Annotated in this window: 21 protein-coding genes; 16 read left to right on the top strand and 5 right to left on the bottom strand. The window is 72.2% G+C overall.

What is annotated here, in order from left to right; all coding sequences use genetic code 11:
* Window positions 1-161: 161 nt before the first annotated feature.
* From ACFFIC_RS11480 to ACFFIC_RS11440, 9 genes are all read left to right on the top strand, one after another.
* Complete coding sequence (locus tag ACFFIC_RS11480) at window positions 162-1,010, top strand: ABC transporter permease (RefSeq protein ID WP_377050354.1); 849 nt, start codon at window positions 162-164, stop codon at window positions 1,008-1,010.
* Between the two features lie 5 nt (window positions 1,011-1,015).
* Entirely contained in the window at window positions 1,016-1,741 is a 726-nt protein-coding gene (locus ACFFIC_RS11475) for an ABC transporter ATP-binding protein (RefSeq protein ID WP_377050352.1), read from the top strand.
* Window positions 1,741-2,691: an ABC transporter substrate-binding protein gene (locus tag ACFFIC_RS11470; RefSeq protein ID WP_377050350.1), complete on the top strand. Its 951-nt coding sequence runs from the start codon at window positions 1,741-1,743 to the stop codon at window positions 2,689-2,691. Before ACFFIC_RS11475 ends, ACFFIC_RS11470 begins: the two co-directional genes overlap by 1 nt.
* Complete coding sequence (locus ACFFIC_RS11465; RefSeq protein ID WP_377050348.1) at window positions 2,691-3,824, top strand: acyl-CoA dehydrogenase family protein; 1,134 nt, start codon at window positions 2,691-2,693, stop codon at window positions 3,822-3,824. The genes ACFFIC_RS11470 and ACFFIC_RS11465 overlap by 1 nt, the downstream gene beginning before the upstream one ends.
* A 15-nt stretch (window positions 3,825-3,839) precedes the next feature.
* Entirely contained in the window at window positions 3,840-4,967 is a 1,128-nt protein-coding gene (locus ACFFIC_RS11460; RefSeq protein ID WP_377050346.1) for an LLM class flavin-dependent oxidoreductase, read from the top strand.
* Complete coding sequence (locus ACFFIC_RS11455; protein ID WP_377050344.1) at window positions 4,964-5,914, top strand: ABC transporter substrate-binding protein; 951 nt, start codon at window positions 4,964-4,966, stop codon at window positions 5,912-5,914. The genes ACFFIC_RS11460 and ACFFIC_RS11455 overlap by 4 nt, the downstream gene beginning before the upstream one ends.
* A gap of 63 nt (window positions 5,915-5,977) precedes the next feature.
* Window positions 5,978-6,448: a cupin domain-containing protein gene (locus ACFFIC_RS11450; protein WP_377050342.1), complete on the top strand. Its 471-nt coding sequence runs from the start codon at window positions 5,978-5,980 to the stop codon at window positions 6,446-6,448.
* Window positions 6,449-6,491: 43 nt separating this feature from the next.
* Window positions 6,492-6,992 carry an Lrp/AsnC family transcriptional regulator gene (locus ACFFIC_RS11445; protein ID WP_377050340.1) on the top strand — a complete coding sequence of 167 codons (501 nt, stop codon included), beginning with the start codon at window positions 6,492-6,494 and terminating at the stop codon, window positions 6,990-6,992.
* A 71-nt stretch (window positions 6,993-7,063) separates the two neighbouring features.
* Window positions 7,064-7,480: a DUF3597 domain-containing protein gene (locus ACFFIC_RS11440; protein ID WP_377050338.1), complete on the top strand. Its 417-nt coding sequence runs from the start codon at window positions 7,064-7,066 to the stop codon at window positions 7,478-7,480.
* A gap of 10 nt (window positions 7,481-7,490) precedes the next feature.
* Here ACFFIC_RS11440 and ACFFIC_RS11435 read toward each other — a convergent pair whose 3' ends face one another.
* On the bottom strand, window positions 7,491-9,275 hold the full coding sequence (locus ACFFIC_RS11435; protein WP_377050336.1) for an AI-2E family transporter: 1,785 nt from the start codon (window positions 9,273-9,275) through the stop codon (window positions 7,491-7,493).
* A 174-nt stretch (window positions 9,276-9,449) separates the two neighbouring features.
* On the opposite strand from ACFFIC_RS11435, the gene ACFFIC_RS11430 reads away from it, so the two are divergent.
* Window positions 9,450-12,545 (top strand): ATP-binding protein, encoded by a 3,096-nt coding sequence (locus tag ACFFIC_RS11430; protein WP_377050334.1) that lies wholly within the window; start codon window positions 9,450-9,452, stop codon window positions 12,543-12,545.
* Window positions 12,542-12,916, top strand: a complete 375-nt coding sequence (locus tag ACFFIC_RS11425; RefSeq protein ID WP_377050332.1) for a response regulator — start codon at window positions 12,542-12,544, stop codon at window positions 12,914-12,916. The genes ACFFIC_RS11430 and ACFFIC_RS11425 overlap by 4 nt, the downstream gene beginning before the upstream one ends.
* Before the next feature lie 10 nt (window positions 12,917-12,926).
* On the opposite strand, the gene ACFFIC_RS11420 is transcribed toward ACFFIC_RS11425, so the two are convergent.
* The 3 genes from ACFFIC_RS11420 to ACFFIC_RS11410 all read right to left on the bottom strand — a co-directional run bounded on the left by ACFFIC_RS11420 (window position 12,927) and on the right by ACFFIC_RS11410 (window position 18,125).
* Window positions 12,927-13,379, bottom strand: a complete 453-nt coding sequence (locus tag ACFFIC_RS11420; protein WP_377050330.1) for a RidA family protein — start codon at window positions 13,377-13,379, stop codon at window positions 12,927-12,929.
* A 63-nt stretch (window positions 13,380-13,442) separates the two neighbouring features.
* Window positions 13,443-14,951 (bottom strand): TolC family protein, encoded by a 1,509-nt coding sequence (locus tag ACFFIC_RS11415; RefSeq protein ID WP_377050328.1) that lies wholly within the window; start codon window positions 14,949-14,951, stop codon window positions 13,443-13,445.
* Between the two features lie 39 nt (window positions 14,952-14,990).
* Window positions 14,991-18,125: an efflux RND transporter permease subunit gene (locus ACFFIC_RS11410; RefSeq protein ID WP_377050326.1), complete on the bottom strand. Its 3,135-nt coding sequence runs from the start codon at window positions 18,123-18,125 to the stop codon at window positions 14,991-14,993.
* A gap of 213 nt (window positions 18,126-18,338) precedes the next feature.
* On the opposite strand from ACFFIC_RS11410, the gene ACFFIC_RS11405 reads away from it, so the two are divergent.
* The gene (locus ACFFIC_RS11405) at window positions 18,339-19,676 is read left to right on the top strand and encodes an efflux RND transporter periplasmic adaptor subunit (RefSeq protein ID WP_377050324.1); all 1,338 of its coding nucleotides are present in this window, start codon (window positions 18,339-18,341) and stop codon (window positions 19,674-19,676) included.
* A gap of 20 nt (window positions 19,677-19,696) precedes the next feature.
* Here the strand turns inward: ACFFIC_RS11405 and ACFFIC_RS11400 are convergent, their stop codons facing one another.
* Window positions 19,697-21,139 carry a sensor histidine kinase gene (locus ACFFIC_RS11400; RefSeq protein WP_377050322.1) on the bottom strand — a complete coding sequence of 481 codons (1,443 nt, stop codon included), beginning with the start codon at window positions 21,137-21,139 and terminating at the stop codon, window positions 19,697-19,699.
* A gap of 100 nt (window positions 21,140-21,239) precedes the next feature.
* Between ACFFIC_RS11400 and ACFFIC_RS11395 the strand changes: the two genes are divergently transcribed.
* The 4 genes from ACFFIC_RS11395 to ACFFIC_RS11380 all read left to right on the top strand — a co-directional run.
* The gene (locus ACFFIC_RS11395; protein ID WP_377050320.1) at window positions 21,240-21,932 is read left to right on the top strand and encodes a response regulator transcription factor; all 693 of its coding nucleotides are present in this window, start codon (window positions 21,240-21,242) and stop codon (window positions 21,930-21,932) included.
* A 67-nt stretch (window positions 21,933-21,999) separates the two neighbouring features.
* Complete coding sequence (locus tag ACFFIC_RS11390; protein ID WP_377050318.1) at window positions 22,000-22,398, top strand: hypothetical protein; 399 nt, start codon at window positions 22,000-22,002, stop codon at window positions 22,396-22,398.
* A gap of 315 nt (window positions 22,399-22,713) precedes the next feature.
* Window positions 22,714-23,070, top strand: a complete 357-nt coding sequence (locus tag ACFFIC_RS11385; protein ID WP_377050316.1) for a hypothetical protein — start codon at window positions 22,714-22,716, stop codon at window positions 23,068-23,070.
* 8 nt (window positions 23,071-23,078) lie between these two features.
* The coding region (locus ACFFIC_RS11380; RefSeq protein WP_377050314.1) for a PAS domain-containing protein at window positions 23,079-25,185 on the top strand (2,107 nt) is incomplete at its 3' end.

Raw genomic sequence — 25,185 nt, 5'->3', positions numbered from 1 at the left:
GCTCTTTCGTGCGGCGCGCTGCGTTCATAGCTTTGACGGCATGAACGACACGCCCCCCCGCGCCGCGCCAACCGGCCGTTTCCAGGCGTCCTGTCGCGGCTGAGCCGCCGCGATCCCACGCCGCCGCTGCCCGCGGCAACACGAACAGCCGGAGCTTCCCCATGTCCGACACGCACGCCATCGGCGGGCGCAGGGCCGCCGTGCCCGCGCTCCCGGCTCCCGCCGCGCGCCGCCCAGCCGGCCTGGCTCTCAACCTGTCGCGCACCAAGCGCTTCGCCTCTTCGGTCGTGATCCTGCTGCTGTGGCAGGGCGCTTCGGTGGCCGGGCTGATCGCGCCGCGCACCCTGGCCGCGCCAACCACCATCGTGGCCACGGCGTGGGAGCTGATCCTTTCCGGCGAGCTGCCGCACCACCTGCTGGTCTCCCTCGGGCGGGTCGCGGCGGGGTTGTCCATCGGCGTGTCCTCCGGCGTCGCGCTGGCGCTGATCGCGGGCCTGTCCCGCCGTGGTGAGGAGATCGTGGATGCGCCCATGCAGATGCTGCGCACCCTGCCGTTCCTGGCGCTGGTGCCGCTGTTCATCCTGTGGTTCGGCATCGGCGAGACGCCCAAGATCGCGCTGGTCTCCCTGGGCAGCGCCTTCCCCGTTTATCTCACGCTGTTCGCGGGCATCCGTGGCACCGATCCCAAGCTGATGGAGGCGGGGCGGGTGTTCGGGCTGAATCGCGCGGGGCTGATCCGCCATGTCGTGCTGCCGGGTGCGCTGCCTTCGGGCCTGGTTGGCCTGCGTTATGCCCTCGGCAGCGCGCTGCTGAGCCTGGTGATCGCCGAGCAGATCAACGCCACCGCGGGCATCGGCTTCCTGATCAACGATGCGCGCGACTTCCTGCGCACCGACGTGATCGTGGTCGGGCTGCTGGTTTACGCCCTGCTGGGCCTGGGCGCCGATGCGTTGGTGCGCGGCTTCGAGCGGCGGGCGCTCGCCTGGCGCCCCAACCTGATCAAGGGCTGAGCACGATGTCCGAAAAGCGCAAGGTTTCCGTGCGCGGCCTCACGCGCCGCTTCGGCAGCAACACGGTGCTGCACAACCTGAACCTGGAGCTGGAGCCGGGCTCCTTCACCGCCCTGCTGGGCCGCTCGGGCTCGGGCAAGACGACGCTGCTGCGGACCCTGGCCGGCCTCGATCCCGCGCCGGGCGATGCGGGGATCGACCTTCCGGACCGCGTGGCCGCCGTGTTCCAGGAGCCGCGCCTGCTGCCCTGGAAGCGCATCTGGGCCAATGTCGCCCTTGGCCTGCCGGGCGCCGATGCCAAGGCGCGGGCCGAGCGTGCCCTGGGGGAGGTGGGCCTGTCCCGCCACCACGAGGCCTGGCCCGCGACCCTTTCCGGCGGCGAGGCGCAGCGCGCCGCGCTGGCCCGCGCCCTGGTGCGCGAGCCGCGGCTGCTGCTGCTGGACGAGCCCTTCGCCGCGCTCGACGCCCTGACCCGCATCCGCATGCACGCGCTGGTGCTGGAGCTGTGGCGCGCCCATCGGCCGACCACGCTGATCGTGACCCATGACGTGGACGAGGCGGTGCTGCTGGCGGACCGCGTGCTGGTGCTGGATGCCGGGCGCATCGCGGCGGACATCCCTGTGGAGATCCCCCGGCCGCGCAGCCACGGCGATGCCGGCTTCGTCGCGCTCCGCCGCCGCCTGCTCGGCGAGCTGGGCGTCGAGGCGGACGTGATCCGGGAAGCCGCGTGATGGGCGGCACCACCCGCCGCGCCGCCATCCTCGGCGCGCTGGCCGTGCCCGCGATCGCCCGCGCCCAAGTGCCGGTCACGCTGCGCGTGGCGCAGTACAAGGCAGGGGACGCGCTGCTGCTGCGCCTCGCCGGTCTGGCCGATACGCCCTACCGCGTGGAGTGGTCGGAGTTCGGCTCGGGCAACCTGATGCTGGAAGCCGCCAATGCCGGGGCGCTGGACCTCGCCTATGGCAGCGAGATCCCGCCCACCTTCGCGGCCGTCTCGGGCGCGCGGGTCAAGCTCGTGGCCGTGATCCGCGGGGACGTGAACGAGCAGGTGGTGCTGGTGCCGCAGGGCTCGGCCATCCGCGACATCGCGGGGCTCAAGGGCAAGCGCGTCGGCTTCGTGCGCGCGACCACCACGCATTACTACCTGTCCCGCATGCTGGCGGAGGCCGGGCTCTCGCTCTCCGACGTGCAACTGGTGAACCTCACGCCATCCGACGGGCAGGCCGCCTTCCGCTCGGGCGCGCTCGATGCCTGGGCGATCTACGGCTATTCCGTGCCCGTCGCCCGCCAGGGCGGCGCCCGCGTGCTGCGAACGGCGCAGGGCATCCTGTCCGGCAACTATCCCTACTTCATCCGCGCCGGCCTGGCCGACGAACCCGCCCGGGCCGAGGCGGCGCGCGACCTGCTGGACCGCATCCGCCGCGCCATGCCCTTCATCCAGGAACGGCCGGCCGAGTACGCGGCGGCCCAGGCGGCTGTGCTGAACGTGCCGGAGCCGACCATCCGCGCCCTACTCGACAACGTCTCGCAGGCGCGCAGCCTGGCGCCCGCCGATGACGCCGCCGTGGCATCCCACCAGGCGGTGGCGGACGAGTTCGCGCGCATCGGGGTGATCCCCCGCCGCGTGGATGTGGCGCCCCTCTGGGACCGCGGCTTCGCGCGGCTGGGGCGCTCCGCGTGATGGATGGCACGATCCTTCCCCGCCGCGCCGACGCGCTGCGCGACCTCGCGCGCCGCTTCGCCGAGGGCGCGGCGGCGCATGACCGCGAGGCCAGCTTCCCGCACGAGAACATCGCGGCGCTGCGCGAGGCCGGTCTTTTTGGCCTGACGGTGCCGGTGGAGTTCGGGGGCGATGACATCGGCCTGCCCCGCGCCGCCGAGGTCGTCGGCACCGTGGCGGAGGGCTGCCCGGCCACCGCGCTCGTGCTGGCCATGCAGCTCATCCAGCAGCGCGGGATCGCGCGCAACCCGGCCGTTTCCCCCGTCATCCGCGCGCGTCTCGGCCGGGGCGCGGCGGAGCGGGGCGAGGTGATCAACGCGCTGCGCGTGGAGTCCGAGCTCGGCACCCCCGCGCGCGGCGGCCTGCCGGCCACGGTCGCGCGCCGGGTGGAGGGCGGCTGGCGCCTCGATGGCCGCAAGATCTACTCCACCGGGGCGCCGGCGCTGGACTGGGGCCTGGCCTGGGCGCGCACGGACGAGGCGGCGCCGCGCACCGGCCTGTTCCTGGTGCCCATGCGTTCGCCGGGCGTGCGGATCGTCGAGACCTGGGACCAGGCGGGGCTGCGCGCCTCCGGCAGCCACGACGTGCTGTTCGAGGACGTGGCGCTCCCCGCGGACCACGCGCTGGAGCTTCGCGCGCCCGAGGCCTGGGGGCGGCCCGACGCCGATGCGTTGGCCTGGAACACGCTGTTGATCGCAGCCCTCTACACGGGCGTCGCGCGCGCGGCCCGGGGCTGGCTGCTCGGCTTTTTGCGCAACCGCGTGCCCGCCAACCTGGGCGCGCCGCTCGCCACCCTGCCGCGCGTGCAGGAGGCGGTGGGGCGCATCGAGGCGCTGATCCTGACCAATGAGAGGCTGGTGGCCGATGCCGCGCGCGAGCCGGCCACGGCCACCGGCTACGGCCTAATGAAGACGGTCGCGGCCGACAACGCCATCGCGGCCGTGCAGGAGGCCGTCGCGCTGTGCGGCAACCACGGCCTGTCGCGCGCCAATCCGCTGGAGCGCCACCTTCGCGACGTGCTCTGCGCCCGAATCCACACGCCGCAGTCCGACGCCGCGCTTCTCGCGGCCGGGCGCGCCGCGCTCTCGATCTGACAGAGGAACACGAATATGAGCCTCAACACGCTTCCTGCCGATGGCGTCGAATTCATCGGCATGGTCCAGCCGCGCCAGCAGTCGGAGATCCATCCGGCGAGCGGGCCTTCCATCGATCCCGGCTATCTCGTCGCCTCCGCCCAGGCGCATGACGAGGGCGGCTTCGACCGCATCCTCATCGGCTGGTTCTCCGACGGGCCGGACGGCCTGCAGCTCGCCGCCCATGCCGGGGCGCACACCAAGAAGGTGGGCTTCCTCGTCGCGCACCGGCCGGGCTTCGTCGCCCCAACGAACGCTGCGCGCGCCTATGCCACGCTGGACCAGCTCACCAACGGGCGCGCCGCGATCCACGTGATCTCCGGCGGCGACGACGCCGACCAGGCGCGGGACGGCGACTGGCTTTCCAAGGACGAGCGCTATGCCCGCACGGACGAGTACGTCTCGATCCTGAAGTCGGTCTGGGAGGGCAAGGCGCCCGTGGACCACGAGGGTGCCTATTACCGGATCAAGGGCGCCTCGCCCGCTGTGCGCACGGTGCAGCAGCCGCGCATCCCCGTTTACTTCGGCGGCGCCTCCGAGGCCGCGCTGCGCGTGGCCGGCAAGCAGGCCGATGTCTACGCGCTCTGGGGCGAGACGCACGCGCAGGTCCGCGAGATCGTGAGCCGCGTGCGCGCCGAGGCGGCGAAGCACGGGCGCCAGGACCAGGTGCGCTTCTCGCTCTCCTTCCGCCCCATCCTGGCGGAAACGGAGGAGGCGGCCTGGGCCAAGGCGGAGGGCATCCTCGGACGCATCCGCGAGGTGCGTGGGCAGTCCGCCCTCGGGCCGAACAGCTACGGGCCGCAGAACGCGGGCTCGCAGCGCCTGCTGCAGGCCGCGGCCCTGGGCGACCGGCCCGAAGGCCGGCTTTACACGGCCATCGCGCGGGAAACCGGCGCGCGGGGCAACACCACGGCCCTGGTGGGCACGCCCGAGCAGGTGGCGGAGGCCTTCCTGGAATACTACGACCTCGGCGTGACCACCTTCCTCATCCGCGGCTTCGATCCGCTGGAGGACGCGGTGGAGTATGGCCGCTCCCTGCTGCCGGCGACGCGCCGGCTGGTGGCGGAGCGCCTCGCGCGCCGCGTGCAGGTGGCCGCGGAATGATCGGCCGCCGTCTTCTTCTCGCGGGCGCCGGCGTTCTCGCCGCTCCCCGCATCCTCCGCGCGCAGGCGCCGCTCCGGGTCGGCGACCAGCGCGGCAACGCGCGGGCGGTGCTGGAGGCGTCGGGCCAGCTCGCGGGCTTCGGCGAGCGCATCGCCTGGAGCGAGTTCCCCGCCGCGGCCCCCCTGGTGGAGGCGCTGAACGCCGGCGCGATCGACACGGGGCTGGTGGGCGACGCGCCCTTCACCTTCGGCGCCGCCGCGGGCGTGCCGATCAAGGCCATCGCCGCCACCCGGGAGAACCGTGGGGGCCTGGCCATCCTCGTGCCGAAGGACAGCGCGGCGCAGAACCTGGCGGATCTGAAGGGCAAGCGCGTCGCGACCGGGCGCGGCTCGATCGGGCACCAGGTGGTGCTGGCGGCGCTGGAGGCCGCGGGCCTGCCGCTGGATGCCGTGCGCTTCGTCTTCCTGCTGCCCGCCGACGCCAAGGCCGCCTATTCCTCCGGCGCGGTGGAGGCCTGGGCCACCTGGGAGCCCTATGTCTCGCAGGAGGAGCTTCTTTCCGGGGCGCGGATCGTCGCGGACGGGCAGGGGATCACCCCCGGCCTCGGCTTCCAGGCGGCGCGCACGGATGCCATCGCGGCCCGGCGCCCGGAGCTGTCGGAGTTCGTGCGGCGCCTGGCGGCCGCCCGGCAATGGGCCAACGCGAACGCCCCGGGCTATGCCCAGACCTGGTCGGGGCTGATGAACGTCCCGGCGCCGGTCGCGCAGCGCTGGTTCGAGCGCGCGGGCACCCGCGTCGTGCCGATCGACGACGGCGTGGCGGTGGACGAGCAGAAGAACATCGACCTCTACACCCGCGCCCGGCTGGTCCGCACCCGGATCGAGGCGCGCGACCTGTTGGACGCCTCCTTCAACGAGGCCGTGGCGGCCGGGCTTCGCGGCGCTTGACGCCGGCGGCACCCGGCCGCAACCCTCCCTGCCCCGGGGAAACCATGACAAGGACAAAGCACCATGCCTGACGGCAGCATCGCCAAGCCCCCCCAGGGCTACGACTGGCGCAACAAGGGCATCCGCCACATCCCCGCCAAGGCCAGGAGCTGCGACACGCCCGAGACCAAGGGGATGAACCGCGAGGTCGCCATCTCCGGCAGCCGCACCGGCTCCACCGCGCTCTGGGCCGGCACCAACCGGATCGAGCCGAACTCCCAGACGGGCCCGCACCACCACGGCCACCTGGAGAGCGTGATCTACGTCATCTCCGGCACCGCCCACATGCGCTGGGGCGACCGGCTGGAGTTCATCACCGAGGCGAAGGCGGGCGACTTCTTCCTGGTGCCGCCCTATGTGCCGCACCAGGAGATCAACTCGTCGTCCACGGAAGTGCTGCACTGCGCCCTGGTCCGCAGCGGCACGGAGGAGGTGGTCATCAACCTCCCCGACCTCGACATCGTGGACGAGCCCGAGTGGATCAAGCAGGGCTGACGGGCCTGCCCGGGCGGCGGACGATGCCGCCCGGGGTTTCTTGATGGACGAGATCGACCGCAAGATCGTCGGCTTCCTGCAGGAGGACGCGACGCTGTCCGTGGCGCAGCTCGCGGACAAGGTGGGGCTGTCGGCTACCCCCTGCTGGAAGCGCGTGCAGAAGCTGGAGGCGGGCGGGGTCATCACCCGGCGCGTGGCGCTGGTGGACCCGGAGAAGATCGGCGTGGACCTGGTCGTCTACGTGGCGATCGAGGCCGGGGACCACACGCCCGACTGGCTCAGCACCTTCTCGCAGGCGATCTCGGCCATGCCGGAGGTGATGGAGGCGCACCGCATGGCCGGCGAGGTGGACTACATGCTGCGCGTGGCGGTCACGGGGATGGCGGAGTTCGACGCGTTCTACAAGCGCCTGATCGCCGCCGTGCCCATGCGCAACGTCACCTCCCGCTTCGCCATGGAGCGGCTGAAATACACCACAGCCTATCCCCTCCATTCCGGCCGCTTCCGGGACCGGGCGGGGCGGGACCTGGAAGGGCAGGGGTGAGGGAAGGGCACAACCCTTTCCCCGCCCCGCCGTTCACTCCCGCGGCCGTTACGGCCCCAAGGGAGTTTCCGATGAGCCTTTTCGACCGAATCAAATCCAAGATCTTCGGCCATCCCGCCGCGGCGGCCACACCGGATGCCGGCGGGATCGGCAGCGTGGCAGGGGGGTCCAGCGTCGACGCCAATGCCGGCACGCCCACGCCCGGCACCACCGCCGGCGCGTCCGGGCAGGGCGTGGATGTCGAGGCCGTGCTGACGGAGATGGCGTCCAAGAACCCACAGAAGCTGAACTGGCAGACCTCTATCGTCGACCTGATGAAGCTGCTGGATCTCGACAGCAGCCTGGCCAACCGCAAGGAACTGGCGGGCGAGCTGGGCTACACCGGCAGCACCGATGATTCCGCCACCATGAACATCTGGCTGCAGAAGCAGGTGATGCAGAAGCTGGCCGAGAACGGCGGCAAGGTTCCGGAGAGCCTCAAGGGCTGAAGCCGCGGCGTCAGGCGGCGGCGCGGGCCGCCATGGCCTCTCCCAGCGCCGCCGCCTCGCCGAGTGACGTGACGATGGCGTCGGCCGGGCCTTCCTCGCGCAGCGCGGCCAGCATCGGGCTGTCCGAGGGAGCGTCCCACAGGCCGACGATCACCTTCGCCTGCGGCAGCTGCCGGGCGATGCGGCGCAGGAAGTAGCGAAGGCCCGCCACGCTGTTTCCTTCCTCCAGCACGGACAGGCAGCACAGGCGCACCACCTCCGGGTCCAGCCGGGCGAGGTTCGCGTTCTCCAGGACGGCACTGGTTTCCGCCCGCGCGCCCAGTCCGGCGCGGTGCAGCACGAGCGCCGCCAGCCGGGCAGCCAGAGGGTCGAAGGGGCCGCGTCCTGCGATGCAGAGCACCGCGCCTTCCGCCTGCCAGTCCATCGGCAGGGTGGAGGCGCGGGCGATGCCGAGGTCCGACAGGTCGTCCAGCAGCGTGCCCACCTGGGCGCGGATCACGTCCAGCCGCTCCGGTTCCAGCGCTTCCCGCGACCAGTCGGTCTGGGCCAGGACCAGCCCCTGCAGCGCCACGCCGTCGCCATAGGCGGTCAGGGAGTTGCCGTCCTCGGCCAGGAATTCGCGCGCCTGATCCACCAGCCCGTCGGCGTCGCCCTCCAGGGCGCGCTGGTAGAAGCTTTCCTCGGGTTGCAGGGGTGGGCGGTCGCCCAGCATCACGTCGAAGAACTCGAAGCGCGGCACGTGGCGGCCCAGCACCACCAGCCCGACGGTGAGGGGTGTTGCGATCAGCAGCCCAATCGGGCCCCAGAGAAAGGCCCAGAAGCTGGCGGAAAGCACCACCGAGAGCGGCGAGAGCCCTGTCCGCCGGCCGAACAGCAGTGGTTCCAGCACCTGCCCCATCACCAGCCCGCAGACCAGGAAGATGGCCAGCACCGAGATCGCCAGTGACCAGCCGGGTTCGGTCGCGGCCGCCAGCAGCAGGGGCGGCGCAATGGCGATGGGCGTGCCGATGAACGGCACGAAGCGCATCAGCCCGGCCAGGATGCCCCAGAGCAGAGGGCTGGGCAGGCCGATGGCGGCCAGCACGCCGGCGATCACCACGGCGTAGCCCGCGTTCAGCCCCACCTGCGCCAGGAACAGGCGCGACAGGCGGGCGGCGGCGTCGTTCATGGCGGTCATGGTGCGGTGCAGGTCGCGGGCGCCCGCCAGGCGGATGGCGCGGTCGCGCAGGTCCTCGCGGTAGAGCAGAACCAGGATGCTGAAGATGATCACGAGCCCCGCGGTGGCCAGCGGACGCAGCAGCGGGCCCAGCACGTTGCCCATCACCCCCAGCAGGGCGGCATCGGACCGCCGGACGGGGGTCACGGGGACGGGCGTGGCGCCCGCATCCCCGGGGGCGGCGGCGCCGCCCAGCAGGTCCTGCCCCCGGCGCAGCAGGTTTTCCAGCCCTTGCAGCGCACCGAGCTTCTCGCGCAGTGCGGCGGCCAGGCGCGGAATGTCGTCGGCGAGGTCGGCGGCCTGGGTGCCCAGCGCCGTTCCCATGGCGCCCAGAACCAGGAAAGCGGCGAGCACGGCGGCCATCACCGACAGTCCCTTGCCCAGCCCAAGGCGTTGCAGCCCCCGTGCGACGGGCGCCAGCACGAAGGCGAGCAGCACGGCCAGCACGAGGGGAACCAGCACGTCCCGCCCGAAGTAAAGGGCCGCGACCACGACCGCGGCGGAAACCAGCATGGCCGCCCCCGCCACGGGATTGCCCGGCACGGGGGCGGGCGGCAGGCGTCGGTCGGTCGGGGCCATCAGGCGCGATTCGTTCCATGCAGCGGAGGGGAAGGCGCGGCCGTGCCACGCGCCCCGGCATCCCACCAGCCCCCTCGGGCGTTGCGCGCGGGAACGTCATCGCCTGCCCCCGGACCGGGCGGCGAGGACATGCTGCCCGGGTGCCAGGCTCGGCGCCGCAACGAAGGATGTTCCGTGCCCGATCCCGCAACCCCGCCCGACGCCCGATCCGCCTCCGTCCCTCCGCGGCACCTCTGGCCACGCCTTCCCACCGTGGCCGCCCTGCTCGCGGCCGTGGCCGTGCTGGCCGGTGGTGTCGGGACCCTGCTGAACGGGCGTGACGCCGATGCCATCACCGCCGGCAACGAGGTGATCATCGGGCTGGAAGGCGTGCTTTCCTCCATCAAGGACATCGAAACCGGGCAGCGCGGCTTCCTGCTTGTCGGCCGGGAGGAGTACCTGGAGCCCTACAAGGACGGGCTTGTGGCGGTGGAGCAGCGCCTGGCTTCCGTGGAGGCCCTGCGCGGGCCGGCTGGCCTGCCCGCCGAGACCCGCCTGCGGGAACTGATCACGCTGCGGGAGGCGCTGGCGGAGCGCTCCATCGTCGCGCGGCGCGAAAGCGGGGCGGAACGCGCGCAGGCCATGATGGAGGCAGGCGAGGGCCGGCAGGCCATGGACGCCATCCGCGCCGAGGTCGCCAGTCAGCAGGCCGCCGCCAGGCGGCATGTGGAGGCATTGAACAGCCGCAGCACGGAACGCGGCTTGTTCCTGTGGGGCATTTCTGTCGGGGCGGCGCTGCTCGCCTGCGCGCTGCTGGGCGCCTATGCCGTCACGCGCCGGCGGGCGGAGCGCAGGGCGAACGCCTTGCTGGACGCCGTCATGGCCAATGCTCCGGTGGGCCTCGGCTTCGTCGGGCGCGACATGCGCGTGGTGAACGCCAACCGCGCTCTGTTCGAGATCGGCGAGCGCGCCATGGGCCTGTCCCCCGCACCCGAGAGCGGCACCATGGTCGTTCTGCCCGAGGCCGTGCGTGTCCGGATCGAGCCGCGCATGCGGGCGGTTCTGGAGGGCGGGCGTACCCAGGCCGACGTGGAGGTGGAAACCGCCCCGCCCGAGCGGCCGGAGGAGCGGCACTACCTGTTGGCGACCCTGTTTCCCCTGGCCCGCTCCGGCCAGGGGGAAGAGGAACAGGGGGTCGGGATCATCCTCACGGACATCACCCGGCGCCGCCGCGCCGAGGACCGGCTCCGCCGGAGCGAGGCGCGCTTCCGGACGCTGGCCAACTCGCTCCCCCAGCTCGCCTGGCAGACCGACGCCGACGGGCAGATCGAGTGGTACAACCGGCGCTGGTACGACTTCACCGGCACCGGCTTCGAGGAGATGAAGGGGTCGGGCTGGGTGTCCATGCACCACCCCGACCACCTGGAACGCGTCCAGCAGCGCTTCCGCGCGGCGATCGAGTCCGGCGAGCCATGGGAGGATTTCTTTCCCCTGCGCGGCGCGGACGGCCAGTACCGCTGGTTCCTCAGCCGCGCCGTGCCGATCCGCGACGAGCCCGACGAGAATGGGACGCCCGGCCCCATCACCGGATGGTTTGGCACCAACACCGACGCGACCGACCTGCGGGAGGCCCAGGAGGAGGCGACGCTGGCCCGGGAGGCCGCCGAGGACGCCAACCGCGCGAAGAGCCAGTTCATCGCCAACATGAGCCATGAGCTGCGCACGCCGCTTTCCGCCGTGATCGGCTATTCCGAGATGCTGGAGGAGGAAGCCGGCGACCTGGAGGGCGGCGAGGCGCTGACAAAGGACCTGCAGAAGATCGGGGCCAACGCGCGCCACCTCCTTTCCCTGATCAACGACGTGCTGGACCTTTCCAAGATCGAGGCCGGGCGCATGGAAACCCATGCGGAGGATTTCGGCATCGAGACGCTGGTTTCCGAAACCGTGTCCACCGTGCAGGCCCTGATGGCGGCCAAGGAGAACACGCTGGAGGTCCAGCTGCCCGAGGAGCTGCGCGGCGAGGCCGGGCGCATGCACTCGGACCAGGTGAAGCTGCGGCAATGCCTGATCAACCTGCTCTCCAACGCCAGCAAGTTCACGGAAAAGGGGCGGGTCACGCTTTCCGCCGAAACGGGGCGGGACGCCATGGGCCGGCGCGAGGTGGCCTTCCGGGTGGCCGACACCGGCATCGGCATGACGCCGGAGCAGCTGTCCCGCCTGTTCACGCGCTTCACCCAGGCCGACAGCTCCACCACGCGCCGCTTCGGCGGCACGGGGCTGGGCCTTTCCATCACCAAGGCCTTCTGCACCCTGCTGGGCGGCGACATCGCCGTGGAAAGCAAGGAAGGGGAGGGCACCACCTTCACCATCCGCGTTCCCATGGACCTGACGGAAACCGGGCCGGAACCGGAGGCCGACTACGACCTGCCGGACGAGGAGGAGCGCACCCAGGCCGGGCTGGTGCTGGTGGTGGACGACGACCCCGCCTCCCGCGAGCTGCTGTCGCGCTTCGTGGTGCGCGACGGCTTCGCGGTGCGCTGCGCCCATGACGGCGCCGAGGGGCTGCGCATGGCCAAGCAGCTCCGGCCCACCGCGATCCTGCTGGACGTGATGATGCCGCGCATGGACGGCTGGTCCGTGCTGACCGCGCTGAAGGCCGATCCGGAGCTGGCGGAGATTCCGGTCGTGATGGTGTCCATCGTGCAGGAACGCGCGCTGGCGGTTTCGCTCGGCGCCGCGGACTACCTGATCAAGCCCGTGCAGTGGCACCGCCTGCGCACCGTGCTGGACCGCTACCGCGCCCCGGGCGTGGCCCTGGTGGTGGAGGCCGAGTCCGAACCGCGTGCCGACCTGCGGCGCCTGCTGGAAAGCGAGGGCTGGTCCGTGGAGGAGGCGGGCGGTCCCGATCAGGCGCTGGCGCGGCTTACCACCGCCGACGCGGCGGCGGCACCCGTGGGGCTGGTGCTGGTGGCCGTGCCGGGACCGGAGGGCGAGGGGCTGCGGCTCGTTCATGGTCTGCGCGCGCGCGAGGACCTCCGGCACCTGCAGGTGATCGCCCTGACCGGCGGGGAGGTGCCGCCGGCGGAACTGGAGGCCCTGCGCAACCAGGTGCGCCGGGTGCTGCCCGCGGATGACGAGCCGCCGGATGCCCTGTTGTCGGAGCTGCGGCGCATCGCTGCGGCGCGGGCCGCCGGGAATGCTCCGCCTGCTGGAACAGGAAGCGCCGCCGCGGCAGGGAACCCGGGGCAGCCCGCCCCGTTGCAGCCTCAGACGGAGGCTGCCGCACGATGACGAAGATCCTGCTCGTGGAGGACCACGAGGAGCTCTGGGATTTCCTGTCCCGACGGCTGCGCCGGCGCGGCTTCGACGTGGTGCTGGCCCATGACGGGCAGCAGGGCGTGGACATCGCGCGCGCGGAGCGGCCGGACGTCGTGCTGATGGACATGAACCTGCCGGTGATGGATGGCTGGACCGCCGCGCGGACACTGCGGTCCGATCCTGACACGGCCGGCATTCCGATCATCGCGCTGACCGCGCACGCGATGTCGGGCGACCGCGACCGGATGCTGGAGGCGGGGTGCAACGACTACCACCCCAAGCCCGTGGACTTCCCCCAGCTTCTCCAGCAGATCGACGCGGCGATGCTGGCGGCGGAAGGCTAGGCGGGCGGCCTCAGCGGTCGCCCACCACCGCGAAGCCCTGGATCTCGATCTGGGCGGCGAGGTTGGCCAGGGCGGAGATGGTGATCAGCGCGCTACCCGCGAAGTTGTCGCCGAAGATCTCGCGCCGGATCTGGGTCAGCCGGTCGCCGTTGCGGGCGTCGGTGATGAAGACCGTCATCTGCACCATGTCGCCGAGCTTGCCGCCGGCGCGCTCGATCGTGCGGCCGAGCAGGCGGAAGACCTGCCGCGCCTGGCCGTCGAAGTTGCCGGCAAGCGACGCGCCGCTGTCGTCCACGGTCGCCGTCTGGCCGGCGAGCCAGACGATCTTCCCGCCCTCCGTCACCACGCCGAGGGAATAGGCGCGCTCTTGGGGGCGGGCATCCTTGATGTATTCGCGCGCATCGGCGGCGGGGGTGGCCAGGGCGAGCAGCCCCAGCATGGCGGCGGCGGTGATCCTGGACATTCCCTGCTTCCCCGATGGGCGTTGCGGACGCCCCGGGGCATCGCAACGCGTGTGCCAGCGGGATCAGAGCCGGGGCGCGATGCCGCCGATGCCGCTGGCCAGTTCCAGCCCGGCGAGCGCGTTGAGGTAGGCGGCGCGGGCCGCGTTCCCGGCCACGCGCGTGGCGTTCAGGGTGCGGAGCGCGTCCAGCGTGTCCAGCAGCGTACGGCCGCCGGCGGCATAGGCGGCCTCGGTGGAGCGATAGGCTTCCTCCGCCCGCCGCAGCGCGGCGCCGGTGGTCAGGTCCAGCAGGGAACGCGCCTGCACATAGGCGGCCCAGGCGGTGGCGAGGTCGGCTTGCGCATTCGCCAGCGCGGCTTGGGCCTGGGCCTGGGCCTGCCCGCGCTGGGCATTGGCGACGGCGATGTTCCCTTCCGTCAGGCGGCTGGTGAAGATCGGGATGGAAAGGCCGATCCCCAGCGTGTCGTTGGCGCGCAGGGGGCGGTTGGCGTTGGGGAGATCCTGGCTGAGCTCCGTGCGGGTCAGGCTGCCGTTCACCGACACGTCGCGCGAGCGCCCGGCCTCGGCCAGGCGCGCGTTCGCGTCGGCCGCGTTCACCCCGCGGGAGGCGGCCAGAACGTCCGGGCGGTTGGGCAGGGCGCTGGCCAGCGTTTCCCGCGTCAGGTCCAGCGGCGCCGTTTCCTCGAAGCGGCCGCGCAGGTCGAAGGGCATGCCCGCCAGGATCGAGGGCACGGGGTCGCGCCCCGCGTTGCGCGCGGCGGCCTCGGGCGTGCGGGTGGCGTCCACCCCCAGCAGGGCCGCCACCTGGGCGGCCGCGGCGGCGTAGGACTGCGCGGCACCGGCCACGTCCTGCTCGAAGGGAAGGCGGCTGGCCTGGAAGCGCAGCAGGTCGGATTCCGGGATGGCGCCTTCCCGTACCTGGCGGGAAAGCAGGCCCTCCGTGCCGTTCAGGCTGCTGCGGTTGGCCAGCGCCACCTGGAGGTTGGCCCGTGCCTGCAACGCCTGCACGAAGAACTGGCGCAGGGTGAAGATCTGGCCGCGCAGCGCGTCCAGGAGCTGGGCCTCGGCGACGCTGATCTGCTCGTCGGCCAGGCGGGTCCGCAGCTCCCGCTTGCCGCCGCGCTCGATGGTGAAGCTGAGGTTCAGGGAGGCGTTGTTGAGCGGCGAGACGTAGCGCTCCCCGCTGTAGCTGCGAAAGCGCCCGCCCTCGTTCACCTGCGCCGTGGTCTGGCCATAGCCGATGCTGCCGGCCGGACGGGTATTGGCCACCAGCCGCTGCGCCTGCGCGATGTCCACGCCGCGCCGGGCGGCGAGAACGGCCAGGTTGCGGTCCACGAGCTGCGCCTCGGCCTCGGCCAGGGTCAGCACGGGCGCGCGGATGGGCAGGGGGGCAGCCGCCGCCGGCCGCGGGGCACGCGCCGGGCGGGGCACCGGCGCCGGATTGGCCGCGGGCGACGGGGCCAGGGCCGGGGCCGGTGCGTCCTGCGCCCCGGCGGGGGCGCCGAGCAGGGGCGCGAGCGCGCAGCCCGCCAGCAGGAGGTGGGCGAGCGAGCGGATGTGCGGGCGGTGCATCGGATCGGGTCTTCGCGATGGGCGAGGGAAGGGGATGAACTATTCGGCCGCGGCGGCGCGGGAGGCGGCGGCCATCTCGATGCGCTCCTCCCGCTCCGCCCGGCGGCGGCCGGTGAGGTCCACCGCGACGGGCAGCACCACGAGGATGAAGACCGGCACGAGGCCGATGCCGCCCACCACCACGATCGCCAGCGGCTTGGTGACATCCGCGCCGATGCCATGGGCCAGGGCCATGGGCAGCAGCCCGCAGAAAGAGGCGAAGCAGGTCATCATCACCGGGCGCAGCCGGTCAAAGCCGGCGCGGGTCAGCGCAGGCGTCCAGGACAGGCCTTCCTGCTCGCGCAACTGGTTGAAGTAGGACAGGAAGATGATCGCCTCCATCACCGTGATGCCCAGCAGGGCCAGGAAGCCGATGGCCGCCGGCACGGAGAAGTTCAGCCCCGCGCCCGCGAGGGCCAGCACGCCGCCCGAGATGGAGAGCGGCAGCAGCGCGAAGACCATCAGTGTTTCCCGCAGCCGCCCGAAGGCGATGTAGAGCAGCACCGCGATGATCGCGAGGGCGATGGGCACCACCACCATCAGCCGGGCCACCGCCTGCTGGAGGTTCTTGAACTCGCCCACCCATTCCAGGCGGTAGCCCTGGGGAAGCTGCACGTTGCGCGCCACGCGCTCCTGCGATTCCTGCACCGCGCTGGCCGGGTCGCGGCCGCGCACGGAGAAGCGGACGGGGACGTAGCGGGCGGAGTTCTCGCGGTAGATGTAGGAGGCGCCGGAGACCATCTCGATCTTCGCCACGTCCCGCAGCACGGCATTGGCGCCGACCGGCACGCGGCCGATCGCGTCCATGCCGTCGCGGAAGCGGGAGGAAAGGCGGACCACGATGGGGAAGTTGCGGTCGCCGCCCGGCTCGTAGAAGGCGCCCGCCTCCTGCCCGCCGACGGCGGCGGAGATCGCGGTGTTCACGTCGCTGACCGTCAGCCCCAACCGCGCGGCCTTGGCGCGGTCCACGGTGACGGAAAGGGTCTGCTGGCCGACGCTGAGCAGCACGCCGAGGTCGGCGATGCCCTGGACCTGGGACATTTCCCGCCGGATCGCGTCCGCGACGCGCGAGGCGACCTCGGGCTCGGGCCCGATCACCTTCACGGCGTTGGCGCCCTTCACGCCCGATGCGGCCTCCTGGACGTTGTCCGAGATCGCCTGGGAGAAGGAGAACTCCACCCCGGCGAAGGCTTCGTCCAGCCGCTGGCCGATGGCGGCGACCAGCCCGTCGCGGTCATGCGCCGTGGTCCACTTCTCCTGGGCCACGAGCGGGACGAAGAACTCGGCGTTGAAGAAGCCGGCGCTGTCCGTGCCATCGTCCGGCCGGCCCTGCTGGGAGGTGACGGTGATGACCTCCGGGAACTCCATCAGGATGCGGCGGATTTGGTTGGCGGTCGGGCTGCCTTCCTCCAGGCTGATGGTCGAGGGCATGGTGGCGCGCAGCCAGATGCTGCCCTCCTCCAGCGTCGGCAGGAACTCGGCGCCGAGCCGCGTCATGACGCCGACGCTGCCCACCAGCATGGCGCCGGCCAGCAGCATGGTGAGCCCGCGCCGGCGCATGCCGCCATGGAACAGGCGGGTATAGGCCCAGCGGATGCCCTTCACCGCGAAGGTGTCCTTCTCCTCCGTGTCCGGCTTGAAGAAGGTGGCGGCGAGTGCCGGGGTGATGGTGAAGGTGGCCAGCAGCGCGCCGCCGATGGCGTAGGCGTAGGTCTTGGCCATGGGGCCGAAGATGCGCCCCTCGATGCCGCCCATCGCGAAGAGCGGAATGAAGGCCGCGATGATGATCATGATCGAGAAGAGGATGGCGTTGTCCACCTCGCTCGCGGCCTTGAGCACGGTCATCGGCACGGGGCGGGGCTTGGCGCCCGGCGGCAGGTGGTGGCGGGCCAGGTGCAGGTGGCGGAAGATGTTCTCCACCATGATCACGGTGGCATCCACCAGCAGGCCGAAGTCCAGCGCGCCGAGGGAGAGCAGGTTCGCGCTCTCGCCGCGCGCCATCATCATCAGCACCGCGAAGAAGAAGGCGAAGGGGATGGTGGCGGCGATCACCGCCGCGCCCCGCAGGTCGCCCAGGAACAGCCATTGAATGATGAGGATGAGGGCCACGCCCTCCAGGATGTTGTGGACCACCTTCACGGTGGTCGTGTTCACCAGGTCCTCGCGGTCGTAGAGGGGGACGATCCGCACGCCCGGCGGCAGGATGCCGCCCTCGTTGATGCGCTTCACCTCGGCCTGCACGCCGTGGATGGTGGGCAGGGTCTGCTCGCCGCGGCGCATCAGGATGGTGCCGAGCATCACGTCGTCGTCGTTCTCATGGCCCGCCACGCCCAGGCGGGGCAGGTTGCCCACGCCCACCGTCGCCACGTCCGAGACGAGGACGGGATTGCCGCCCTGGCTGCCGAGCACGACGTTGCGGATATCATCGAGCGAGTGGATCAGGCCGATGCCCTGCACCACGACCGACTGCGGCCCGACGTTGAGCGTGCCCGCGCCCACGTTCACCGAGCCGTTGCGGATCGCCTCCACCACCGCCGGCAGGGAAAGCCCGTAGGCGTTCAGCCGGCCGAGATCGACCTGCACCGCGTAGGTCTTGGAGATGCCGCCGAAGGAGGTCACGTCGATCACGCCCGGCACGCGCTTGAAGCGGCGGTCCAGCACCCATTCCTGCAGGGTCTTCAGGTCCTCCAGCGGAAATCCGGGGGGGCCGACCAAGCGGTAGCGCAGGATCTCGCCGATGGGCGAGGCCGGGGAGATGCCGGGCTGGGCGCCGTTGGGCAGGCCGCCGAGCTGGCCGAGGCGGTTCAGCACCTGCTGCACCGCTTCGTCGTAGGTGTAGTTGAAGTTGAACTGCACGCGCACGTCGGACAGGCCGAAGAGGCTAGTGGAGCGCAGCGTGGTCAGGTTGGGCAGGCCCGACATCGCCACCTCGATCGGGATGGTGATGGTGCGCTCCACCTCCTCGGCGTTCTGGCCCGCGTTCTGGGTGATGATGACCACGGTGGGGGGCACCGGGTCCGGGTAAGCCTCGATGTTGAGCTGGCGGAAGCCCAGCACGCCCACCACCATGAAGACGACGAAGAACAGCAGCACGAGCGGCCGGCGCTCGAGAGACTGGGCGACGAGGTGACGCAAGGCGGCGGCTCCCGAAGTGGGGGATGATGGCGCAGGGCTGGATGGAACTCGAGGCCTCGGAGGCTCCGGCGAGCCTGATCTGAGGCTTCCGCGCCTGGACCGGAAGCCTGAAAATGGGGGTGTAAGCGGCTTGTAAGCCTGGGGGCGCATAAGCGCAGCCACGGAATGCCGGGGGCGCTCGCCCCGCTCCTTGTTCGAAAGCAGGTGCTGGCCATGAACATGCTGACCCCCCCTCAGCTCGCCGAGGCTGCCGCCATCACGCCGCTTGACGCCAAGACCCTCGACTCCGCCAGCCCCTTGCCCCCCGCACCTGCCTCCGGGGCGCCCGCGCGCCGCCGCCTGCCCCTGATGCTCGCCGGGATCGCCGTGCTCGGGCTCGGCGGCGCCTATGCCTACAAGGAGCTCGGCGGCCAGGCCGCGCCAGGCGTGATCTCCCCGGCCCAGGCGGCTTCCAACACCGGGCGCCTGGCGGACGGCTCCTTTCGGCTTTCCCCCACCGAGTCGAAGCTGCTGCGGGTGGAGCCCGTGGCGGCCCGCGCCTTCCGGCCCGAGCGCGTGGCCGAAGGACGCATCTCCTTCAACGAGGAGCGCTCCACCCCCGTTTTCGCGCCCTTCACCGGCCGCGTGGTGCGCGCCCTGGCGCAGCCCGGCCAGCAGGTGCAGGCCGGAGACGTCCTGTTCGAGATCGAGACCACCGACCTGACCGGGGCGGCCAACGACCTGCTGGCCTCGCTGGACGCGGCCGGAAAGGCGCGCACCCAGGTGGAGCTGTTCCGCCGCAACGAAACCCGCCAGCGCGACCTCTTCGCCGCCAAGGCCGCCGCCCGTCGCGACCTGGAGCAGGCGCAGGCCGACCTGGCCAATGCGCTGTCCGACCAGCGCACCGCCGAGGCCACGCTCGCCGCCGCACGGGACCGGCTGCGCGTGCTCGGGCGCGACGCCGCCGCCATTGCCGAGATCGAGCGCACCCGCCACGTCAACGCCGTGGTGGCCGTCACCGCGCCGCTGGCCGGCACGGTGGTGCAGCGCCGCATCGGCCCGGGCCAGTGGCTGAACGCCGGTGGGTCGGACCCGATCTACACCATCGCCGACCTGTCCCAGATGTGGCTGGTGGCGGGCGTGCGCGAGATGGACGCGCCGATGGTGCGCGTGGGCCAGACGGTGCAGGTCAGCGTGGACGCGCTGCCCGGCCGGAGCTTCGACGCCCGGATCGAGAACGTGGCCAATTCGCTGGACGCCACCACCCGCCGCCTGACCGTCCGCGCCGCCGTGCAGGACCCGGACCACCTGCTGAAGCCGGAGATGTTCGCCTCCTTCCGCATCGCGGTGGGCGACAGCAGCGATGCCCTGGCGGTGCCGGCGGGCGCGCTGATCTACCGCGGCGCGAACACCTCCCTCTGGGAGGCGCTCGGCGACGACCGCTTCATCATGCGCCGCGTCCGCACCGGCCTGCAGGCTGACGGCATGGTGCAGGTCACGGAGGGGCTGGACCGCAACGCCCGCATCGTGACCGGCGGCGCCCTGTTCATCGACCGCGCCGCCCAGGACTGATCGGCCGGACGCCGTTCGCCTTATCCGGTCACGAGGCCGCCAGGCGGCGTGGCCGCGGCGGGCGTGGTCAGGGCGGGGGCAAGCGGCAGGTGCAGGGCGAAGGCGGCACCGCCGCCGGGGGCATCGCCCACCTCCACCCTGCCGCCGTGAGCGTGCACGATCCTTTCCACGATCGAGAGCCCCAGCCCCAGCCCGCGGCGATGCACGTCGCCCGCGCGCCAGTGACGGCGGAAGACGTTCTTGCGCTCCGCCTCCGGCACGCCACGCCCCTGGTCGGCCACCTCCACCAGCGCCATGCCGTCCTGCGGCGTGGCCAGGCGAAGCGTGACGGCGCCGCCGGGCGGGGAATGGGACAGGGCGTTGTCCATCAGGTTCCGCAACGCCCGGCCGATGGATTCCCGCTCCCCCCGCACCCAGACCGGGCTGTTGACGGTGGGGGCGATCAGGCCGTGGCCCTCCCGCTCCGCCATCGGGGCGAAGCGGCGGGCGGTTTCGGCCGCCAGCTCCGCCAGGTCGAAGGCGCCCTCGGCCACGGGCATGTCGCGCGCGGCCTCCGCGGCCTCCAGCAGGTCGGACACGAGCTGTGCCAGCTCCTGCACGTCGCGCCGCAGGCGGTCGGTCACCTCGTCGGCGTTGAGCAGGTCGAGTTCGGCCTGGATGATGGCCAGCGGCGTGCGCAGCTCGTGCGCGACCTCTGCCGAGAAGCCGCGCTGCCATTCCAGGCTGTCGTCCAGGCGGTCCAGGGCGCCGTTCACGGCCTGGATCAGGGGAAGCAGCTCCAGCGGGATCTCGCCTTCCTCCAGCCGGGTGGGACCGCCATGGCCGATGCGCTCCGCCTCCCGCGCCGCGCGGCGCAGGGGGGCGGAGAGCAGGATCAGCAGGCCGAGATTGGCGCCGAAGAGCAGCACGGCGCCGAGCGCCAGCACCGCCATGATCGGGCCCAGCGCCGCCGCCGGCACGTCGTCCAGCACGATGTAGGACCGTTCCATGTCTTGGGCGATCTGAAGCGCCAGCCGTCCGTCCGGCGTGTCCACCCAGCGCGTCACGCCCCAGAGCCGCGTGCCGTCCTGTCCCTCCTGGAAGGTGGAGGGGATGCTGCCGTCCTCCTCGACCCGCGGGAGTTGCTGCTCCACGCCCGGAGAGGCGGCGAGGCGGCGTCCCTCGGCGTCGGTGACGGCGTAGAGCATGGAGCCGGTGGCGGTGTCGAAGCGGCGCGCACCTTCCGTCCGGATGGGCCTGGACAGGCCGGCCAGGCCCTCTGCCGCGAGGCGCTCCGTCACGTCGTTGCCCGAGGCGAGGATGCCGCGCTGGTGCTCGGTCCAGACCACGCGGTTGATGGTGTGGTGCAGGATCAGGCCGCCGATCACCAGGGCGCCGAAGCCGATGACGGCATAGGCGGCGGCGAGCCGCGCGACGAGGCTGTGCGGCTTGCGGTCTGCTTCGGCGGGCGGGTGTTCGGCCATGCGCGCGAAGCTAGACCTGCCGGGTACGCCCTGTCTCGGGGCGTGGCTTGCCCGCGCCCTTGCGCCGACGCAATCTCCGCGCCCGTGCGGAGGGACCGCGATGCGCGTGCTGCTGGTGGAGGACAATGCGCGCCTGGCGCAGCTGCTGGCCGAGGGGCTGCGGCGCGCGGGCTGGCAGGCCGACACGGGTGGTTCCCTGGAGGAGGCGGAGGCCGCCCTGGCGACGGGTGAGTACGATGCCGTCGTGCTGGACCGAGGCCTGCCGGACGGCGACGGCATCGACCTGGTCCGCCGCCTGCGCCACCGGCTTGGCGCGCCGCCGGTGCTGATGATGACGGCGCGCGGCGAAGTGGCCGAGGTGGTGGAGGGGCTGGACCTCGGCGCCGACGACTACATGGTGAAGCCGGTTTCCCTGGTGGAGCTTGTCGCACGGCTGAACGCAGCCCAGCGCCGTGGCGGGCGCGGCGCAGCGCCCCTTGTGCTGGGCGCCGTCTCGCTCGACCCGCTGTCGCGCGCCCTGACCGTCGCGGACGCGCCCTTCGACCCGCCGCCCCGGGAGCGCACCCTGCTGGAGGTGCTGCTTCGCGCCGCGCCGCGCCCGGTGGCCAAGGAAACGCTGGAGGCGCGGCTGGCGGGGCTGGACCGGGCGGTGCAGCCCAATGCGGTGGAGGTCTATGTGCATCGCCTGCGCGCCCGGCTGGGGCAGGCCGGGGCAGGGGTGGTGATCCAGACCGTGCGCGGCCTAGGATACCGGCTTGAGGCCGCAGTGCCCGGCGAGGTTCCCCCGCCCTGAGCGGGCGGCACCGGTGGGGGGTGTCGGGGCGACCGTGCGCCGGGGTTGGCGAGAAAGGAAGGGGCGCATGCGCCGATTGATCCCGCTGCTGGCGATCGCGGGGCTGGCTGCCTGCTCGCAGGAGGTGCCGCCCTCCGCCATGTCCGACATCCCGCGCCGCGCGCCGCTCCTGCCCTCGGGATCGCTGGTCATTGCCTTGCCGGGGGTGCCCCCGGTGCCGCGGGCGCTGACGGCGGAGCTGGCGAGGGGTGGACCCGCGATCTGCGCCCCCACTGTCCCGGCGCGGCTCGACCCGGTGGGCGAAGGGCAGTTCCGGCTGGTGATGCAGCCGCCCGGGTTCCTGGTCACGCGAGAGAGCATTCTCCGGCGGACCGGCCAGGGGCAGCCCGGTGCGCCGGAACTGGCGCTGGACGGAGCCAACAACGGCCGGTGCGACTACGTGATCCGCACGGCCGATCGCGTCTGAGGCACCTCCACCATCCGGCTCAGGCAGGAGCGGCGGCCGAGCCGGGGCAAGAGCGTGCCCGGCCCGCTGCCATGTGCCCGACGATGCCTGACACGTCCCGGCCTCGGTGAACCGATGTGGCGTGGCCCGAGTGTCGCGGGCGGCATGTCGGGCATTGTGCGCGGGCTGGGCTGCCTTCACACATCTCCGCACAAAAGCTGGTTGGCCGTCCTGCTTGCCTCGCTCGTAGTGGGGACGCGCGGCGCGCGGATGCGCCGCGGAGGGATCGTCCGGGGCCGCAGCGCCGTCCGACGGCCATCAGCGGGGTTCCCAGACATGGCCGATCCTGTCGCCTCTGCCGGTCCGGAGGAGCCGGACGGCCACTGGTGCGACATCGCCGGGCCGGTTCGGCGCTGCGTCGGACGGCGCGGCTTGCTCGTCCCGCCCGCGGCGCCCGCGCCGCTGCTCGCGCAGCCTTCCAGGGCTTCCCCGCCCACGCTCGACCCCTCGGTTGGGCCAGCTCCGGGCCTGCCCGAGTTGCGGGATCGGGCGGTGGCGGATGGCGCGATGGATTGGACGCGACCCTTTGTCCTGTTCCTCTCCGGGCTGCGTCGCGCCGTCCGTGGCTTGGATGGCTGCGACGATCTTCGCGCGCCTTTTTCCGCACCCTTTCCGCGAGAATCCGCGCGATGATGCCAGACATGGCGGATACGGTTGACGGCGAAGAGGTTGCGGGGCTCATCCGCACCATGGTGCAGGCGCAGCAGCGCCTGGCGGAGCTGACCCGCGGGGAGGTGGATGCGGTGGTCGACGCATCCGGGCAGCGGCACCTGCTGCCTTCCGCGCAGGAGGACGTGCTGCGCACCGCCAACACCTTTCACGCGATCTTCCAGCACGCGGCGGTCGGGATCGTCGGAACAGACGCCGACTGGCTGATCCGTGAGGGCAACCCGGCTTTCTGCGCGATGCTGGGCCGCAGCGAGCGGGACCTCGTGGGCACCGACTTCCTGTCGCTCGACCTCGTGCGGCACCAGCCGGGCTGGCGCAGCCTGGCCGAGGAGGTGCGCGAGGCCGGCAGGCAGGGGGTGGTGGTGGAGCGGCGCTTCCAGGGGCGTGGCGGCGCATTCCTCTGGGTGCGGATCAGCATCTCCGCCCGGCGCGGGCCGGGCGGTCGGGTGCAGGGCTTCATCGCCATGGTGGAGGACGTCACCGAGCGCGAGACCAACCGCCTCGCGCTCACCAAGGCTTTGAAGCTGCAACGCATGGCCGGTCAGACCGCGCGCCTCGGCGGGTGGGAAGTGCCGGTGGGCGTGTCGGCCGTCACCTGGTCCAACCAGGCCTGCGCGATCCTGGACCTGCCGGTGGGGCATGCCTCGCCCGTGAGGGAGGCGCTGGCCTTTGTTGCGCCGGCCTGGCGCCGCCGGCTTTTCGCGAAGCTGCGCGCCTGCCTTCGCGAGGGCGCCGCCTTCGACTTGGAGGTCCGGCTGCTGACCGCACGCGGCGGCTGCACCTGGGTTCGCATCGCCGGGGAGGCGGAGCGGGACGAGGCGGGATACATCGCCTCCGTCGGCGGCGCCGTGCAGGACGTCTCCGGGCGCCGCGCGGTTGAGGAGGCGACCCGCCGCCTGGGCGAGCGGCTGGCCGCGCGCGTCGGCAGCATCGCCGACGCTTTCCTGATGCTGGATGGCGAGTTCCACATCACCTACGCCAACCAGCGCGCGCGGGAGGTGCTGCAGGGCGGCGAGGGCAGCCTGATGGGCCGCCCCATCTGGAACCATGCCGGGTTCGAGGACGGGGGGGCATTCGGCGCGCAGCTCCGCATAGCCTCGGCCGAGCCGAAGCCCGTGGAGTTCGAACTGTTCCTGGAGCGCGCCGCGACCTGGCTGGAGGTGCGCGCCTTTCCCTCTGACGGCGGGCTGACGGTCACGCTGCACGACATCACGCAAAGGCGGCAGGAGCAGGAGCGGCTGCGGCTGCTGGAGGCCTGCGTCGCACGGCTGGACGACGCCATCCTGATCACGGAGTCGGTCCTTCCCGGCGGATCGCTTGATCCGACGCTTCCCGGCGGATCGCCCGATCCGACGCTTCCCGGCGGATCGCTTGATCCGACGAAAGCAGCTGCCCCTGGTCTCCCCGGGCCGCGCATCGTCTTCGCGAACGACGCTTTCCTCAAGCTGGCCGAGGACGGCGGGGGCGGCGGTGCCCCGCGCATCGGACCCGGCCGGATCCGGGCGGCGATCGAACAGGGGCGCCCGCTGCGCGCCGAGCTGATCCACCTGATCCAGGGGGGGCGGGATACCTGGGTGGAGCTGGACGTGGTGCCCATCGCCGATGATTCCGGCCTGGTCACCCATGCCGTTGCCGTGCAACGCGACGTCACGGAGCGCAGGCGTCAGCAGGTGCAGATGGAGCAGCAGGCGGCCCTGCTCGATCTTGTGCAGGACGGCATCCTCGTGCGCGGGCTGGATGGCGCGATCCTCTACGCGAACCGAAGTGCCCGGAACATGTATGGCTGGGCCCCGTCCTGGGGGCGCGCCGCGGCCGGCGAAGCTGTCGTCGAGCTGGTCGACGCCGATGCCGCCAGTTTCCAGGAGGCGCATCGGGCGGTGCTCAGCACCGGGCAGTGGAAGGGCCGCTTCCAGCAGCGCCGCGGCGACGGTGACCCGCTGGTGGTCGATTCCGATTGGATCCTGGTGCGCGACGGTGAAGGAAAGCCCCGCTCGATCCTCTGTGTTCACCGGGAGGTCACCGAGCGCTTGGCGCTGGAGGAGCGTTTGCGTCAGTCGCAGCGGCTGGAGGCGGTGGGGC

The sequence above is a fragment of the Muricoccus vinaceus genome (assembly GCF_042433125.1).
Classification (GTDB): Bacteria; Pseudomonadota; Alphaproteobacteria; order Acetobacterales; family Acetobacteraceae; genus Roseomonas; species Roseomonas vinacea.
This window is presented reverse-complemented; position numbering and strand designations above follow the sequence as displayed.